At 70.1% G+C, this 4280-nt stretch carries 6 protein-coding genes; 4 read left to right on the top strand and 2 right to left on the bottom strand.

Annotated features, from left to right (window positions below; translation table 11 throughout):
* A partial coding sequence (locus H0488_RS22215; RefSeq protein ID WP_183101384.1) for a hypothetical protein occupies nucleotides 1-1054 on the bottom strand: 1054 nt, incomplete at its 3' end.
* A 217-nt stretch (nucleotides 1055-1271) separates the two neighbouring features.
* Entirely contained in the window at nucleotides 1272-2198 is a 927-nt protein-coding gene (locus H0488_RS22220) for a TIGR03619 family F420-dependent LLM class oxidoreductase (protein ID WP_312856486.1), read from the bottom strand.
* A gap of 55 nt (nucleotides 2199-2253) precedes the next feature.
* On the opposite strand from H0488_RS22220, the gene H0488_RS22225 reads away from it, so the two are divergent.
* The 4 genes from H0488_RS22225 to H0488_RS22240 form a co-directional block, all read left to right on the top strand.
* Nucleotides 2254-2739 carry a nitroreductase family deazaflavin-dependent oxidoreductase gene (locus H0488_RS22225; protein WP_183101385.1) on the top strand — a complete coding sequence of 162 codons (486 nt, stop codon included), beginning with the start codon at nucleotides 2254-2256 and terminating at the stop codon, nucleotides 2737-2739.
* A 12-nt stretch (nucleotides 2740-2751) separates the two neighbouring features.
* Nucleotides 2752-3183, top strand: a complete 432-nt coding sequence (locus H0488_RS22230; RefSeq protein ID WP_183101386.1) for a nuclear transport factor 2 family protein — start codon at nucleotides 2752-2754, stop codon at nucleotides 3181-3183.
* A 76-nt stretch (nucleotides 3184-3259) separates the two neighbouring features.
* Entirely contained in the window at nucleotides 3260-3832 is a 573-nt protein-coding gene (locus tag H0488_RS22235; RefSeq protein ID WP_183101387.1) for a hypothetical protein, read from the top strand.
* Nucleotides 3833-3884: 52 nt separating this feature from the next.
* On the top strand, nucleotides 3885-4280 hold a 396-nt coding region (locus H0488_RS22240), incomplete at its 3' end, for a hypothetical protein (RefSeq protein ID WP_220794895.1).

The raw sequence follows: 4280 nt of genomic DNA on the forward strand, positions 1-4280 counted from the left end.
CGGCGACCTTGACGACCTGGACGGTCGGGCCGTCGGCCTCGGTGAGGCCGCGCTCGAGCCGCTGCCAGCGCAGCATGATCGGGCCGGTGCGATGGCCGGTGGTCTCCAGCCAGTTGGCGATCGGCGCGCCGTCGGCCGGCGGCCGCTCGGAGATGACGAACCGCATCATGCCGTCGGGGTCGGTGACCGCCTGCGCCTTGGTGAGCGAGGTCTGGTGGGACTCGTAGTCGGTGGAGGCGTACCAGTCCGACCCGATCTGGATCGCCTGGTAGGTGCAGTCGTCGCACCGCGGGACCGACACGATCATCGCCTCGTCGTCGGCCAGCTCGTAGTGGCCGATCGAGGAGAACTGCGACGCCAGGCCGCCGGGTGTCGACTGCGCGACGGTGAGGGTGTTGACCGGCTCCTTGTACTGGAAGAACTGGGGGAAGGCGAACCAGGTCTGGATGGACCCGATCAGGGAGCGGGCGGCGACGTCGTACTTCTTCGCCATCAGCTCGCGGGTGAGCGGCTTCCGCGGCTTCCCGCGCGTGTCCGGCCGCTCGATGGTGAGCGTGCCGCGCTCCTCGTTGTCCCAGTCGTTGAAGACCTCGCGCACGATCAGGGTCTTCGCGCCCGGCTCGGCGACGTAGGTGAACTCGAAGGTCCCGTCGTCGGCGATGTCGAGCTCGCGGTCGTCGAACGCCAGCAGGCTGGTCGCCGCCGAGGTCGCCGTGTAGGCCCCGCCCATCACCTGGAACGACAGGTCGGCGGAGGTCCCGCGCTGGCCGCGTACGACGTACTCGACCCCCTCGCGGAGGTAGGCGTTGAAGTAGATCGCGTCGGGGTTGTCGAGCCCCTGCCGGGAGAACTGGTGGGTCGGGTTCACGAAGAGCGGGTGCTCGAGGTCGTAGTCGAACGCCGTCTGCATCGCCATCCGGATCCGGCCGCTGAGGTAGTCGTAGCCCTCCAGTCGGTCCGCCTCGGTGCGGATGAACGGTGCGTTCGCGATCAGCTCCTCGGCCTCCGCGATCGCGTCGGCGAGGACCTTGGTCAGTCCGTAGGCCTCGCTCATCGGTCGGCGCCTTGGTTTCGAGGCTCGCTGCGCTCGCACCTCAACCAGCGGCGGCGGTCGGCGCCTTGGTTTCGAGGGTCGCTGCGCTCGCACCTCAACCAGCGGCGGCGGTCGGCGCCTTGGTTTCGAGGGTCGCTGCGCTCGCACCTCAACCAGCGGCAGCGGTCGGCGCCTTGGTTTCGAGGCTCGCTGCGCTCGCACCTCAACCAGCGGCGGCTCATGCGTTCACCTTCGCGATGACGTTCTCGGCGTACTGCTCGAGGTGCTTGATCTTCGTCTCCAGCGGCTCGGTGTCCGGCCCCTTGATGTAGGGGACGCGGAAGCCGACGATGCAGTCGGTGACGCCCTTGTCCTCGAGCCGCTTCACGCCGTCGGGCGTGTAGGCGTCGTAGGAGATGACGTGCACCTCGAAGTCGTCGCGGGTGTCGCCCTCCTCGGCGCGGATCTCGGCGAGCCGGGTGAGCAGCCGGTCGAGCTCCTCGCCGTCGCCGCCGGCGTGCATCCAGCCGTCGCCCTTGCGGACGGCGCGGCGCAGGGCGGCGTCGGAGTGGCCGCCGACCAGCAGCGGCACCTCCTCGGTCGGGGCGGGACACTGCTGCAGCGGCTCGATCTGGAAGAACTCGCCCTGGTAGCCGAAGAACGTGGGCTCGGGCCCGGGCTGCATGAGGCCACGCAGGATGTCCATGCACTCGTCCATCCGCTTGCCGCGCCTCTCCCACGGCACGCCGAGGGCGGCGAAGTCCTCGGGCCACGGCGACAGGCCGACGCCGAGCCTGAGCCGGTTGCCGGAGAGGAACGCCAGCGACGAGGCCTGCTTCGCGACGAGCACCGGCGGTCGGATCGGGAGCTTGAGCACGAACGGGGTGAGCCGCAACGTCGAGGTGACCGCGAACAGGTGCGCGCAGAGGATGAACGTCTCGATGAACTCCTTGCCGAGGAGGAACTCACGGTCGCCCGTGTCGGTGTAGGGGTACTTCGAGTCGGACTCCTGCGGATAGATCAGGCTGTCCGCGATCGTCATCGAGGTGTAGCCCGCCGCCTCGCAGGCCTGGGCCAGCGGGGCGTAGTACGAGGCATGGGTCATGCCCTCGGCAAAGGAGAAGCGCATCTCGGCCTTTCGGTCACTGAGGAGCTCGTGAGGCACGAACGAGCGTCTCGAAGTGTAGAACGTGTTCTAGATTTCTGCCAGAGTGGACCTCGTGCCTGACGCAAAGGAACGCCCTCCGGGCCTCGACAAGCCGATCGTCGGAAAGCTGATCAAGTACGGCGCGCGCCTGCACGTGCCGGTCTACCGGCTCACCAACGGGCGGATCGGCAGCAAGTGGCGCATCGGCGCGGGGTGGAAGAAGCCGGTGCCGACACTGCTGCTCGACCACGTGGGTCGCAAGAGCGGGAAGCAGTTCACGACGCCGCTGCTCTACCTGGCGGACGGCCCGCGGCTCGTGATCGTCGCCTCGCAGGGCGGCCTGCCGAAGAACCCGCAGTGGTTCCACAACCTCGTCGCGCACCCGGAGACCGTCGTCGCGCTGCGCGGCGAGCGTCGGCGCGAGGTCCGAGCCCGGGTCGCCGACCCCGCGGAGCGGGCCGCGCTCTGGCCGCGGCTCGTCGACCTCTACGCCGACTTCGACAACTACCAGGCCTGGACCGACCGCGAGATCCCCGTCGTCGTCCTCGAGCCCCGCTGAGAGGGTGGGCGCATGGACATCGCCGAGCTGAGTGACCGCGCCGAGATCAACGACGCCCTCATCCGCTACACGATCGCGATCGACACAGGGGAGTTCGACCGGCTCGACACGGTCTTCACGCCCGATGCCCAGATCGACTACAGCGAGAGCGGCGGCACCGTCGGCGCCTACCCCGAGGTCAAGCCGTGGCTCGCCGAGAACCTCCCGGCGTTCTCGGCGAAACGGATGCACACGCTCGGCCAGGTCGCGATCTCGTTCGGCAACCCTCGTGACGAGGCGCGGGTGACGGCGTACTTCCACAACCCGATGCTCATCAGCGACGGGGCGGGAGGGGAGCGCCTGGTCGAGGTGGGCGGGATCTATCACCACACCTTCGCCCGCACCGACGCCGGCTGGCGGTCGCGCCGGCTGCACGAGCAGGTCGTGTGGACCCGCGGCTTCTAGGGCCAGCTGCGGGGCCAACTGCGGGGCCAACTGCAAGGGTTTGGCCGCGGTTGGACCGGTCCGTGACAATGGCGCCGTGAGCGACGACGAGCAGGAGAAGACCGTCAGGCCGGTCATCAGCGGCCTGGTGGCCCTGCTCGCTGTCTCGTTGGCGGTCGGGCTGGTCCTCGCCGGGGTCGCGCTGACCGGCTCCCGGATGCTCGGTCTCGGGGGCGACTCGACCAGCGCGGTCGACGCGACCGAGAACGAGTCGGCCGTCATCCCGCGGCCGTCGAAGACCACCGGCAACGGACCCCAGGTCACCCTGCAGACCGACGAGACCGACGAGATCGAGACCGAGGACGTCGAGCCGACCGAGTCAGAGACGACCAAGGAGCCGTCGGCGATCACGCTCCAGGCCGGCCAGACGGCGGTCGGCAACTTCGAGCGGATCGACCTCACCGGCATCTATCCCGGCGGCGAGGGCGCGATCCTCCAGGTGCAGCGGTTCGAGGAGGGCCGGTGGGCCGAGTTCGACGCCACCATCCCGGTGAGCGGCGAGACCTTCTCGACCTACGTCCAGTCCGCCCGGACCGGCGTCAACAAGTTCCGGGTCGTCGACAACGCCAGCGGCGACGCGTCCAACACGGTCACGGTCCGCGTCGGCTGACAGTCGGCTGGCGGTCGGTCGGCACTGCGTGGGCCGCCGTACGGTAGGGGCCATGGCGCGGCCCCGGCGGTACGACGTTCTCCTGCTGGTCGCCGCGCTGCTGCTGTCCCTGGTCGCGGCCTGCTCCGGCGACGACGACCCGGTCGAGGGCGGCAGCTCGCCGTCGGCCGGCCCGCCGGACCCGTCGGACCCGTCGGACCCGTCGGACACGTCGGACCCCGACGCTGCGCCGTCGGAGGAGCTGGTGGTGATCGGCCATGCGACCCGCCCGCAGCTGCGGCTCAGCCGGCGCAGCGCCGACCGGCTGTTCGGCGGCGAGGTCCGTCGCTGGCGGGGGCTCGACGTCGTGGTGGGTCTCGACGGCCCCGCTGCCGAGCGCGCGGTGCGAGCCGTCGAGGGTGACCCGCGGACGATCGCGGTGGTGCCGTCGGCTGCGGTCGGGCCGACC

Origin of the sequence: Nocardioides pelophilus, assembly GCF_014180685.1 — a bacterium.
Lineage (GTDB): Bacteria > Actinomycetota > Actinomycetes > Propionibacteriales > Nocardioidaceae > Nocardioides > Nocardioides pelophilus.

Coding starts and splice junctions, on each gene's coding strand:
- H0488_RS22230 (WP_183101386.1), top strand. CDS start 2,752: ATGGACATCGCCGAGCTGAGTGACCGCGCCGAGATCAACGACGCCCTC.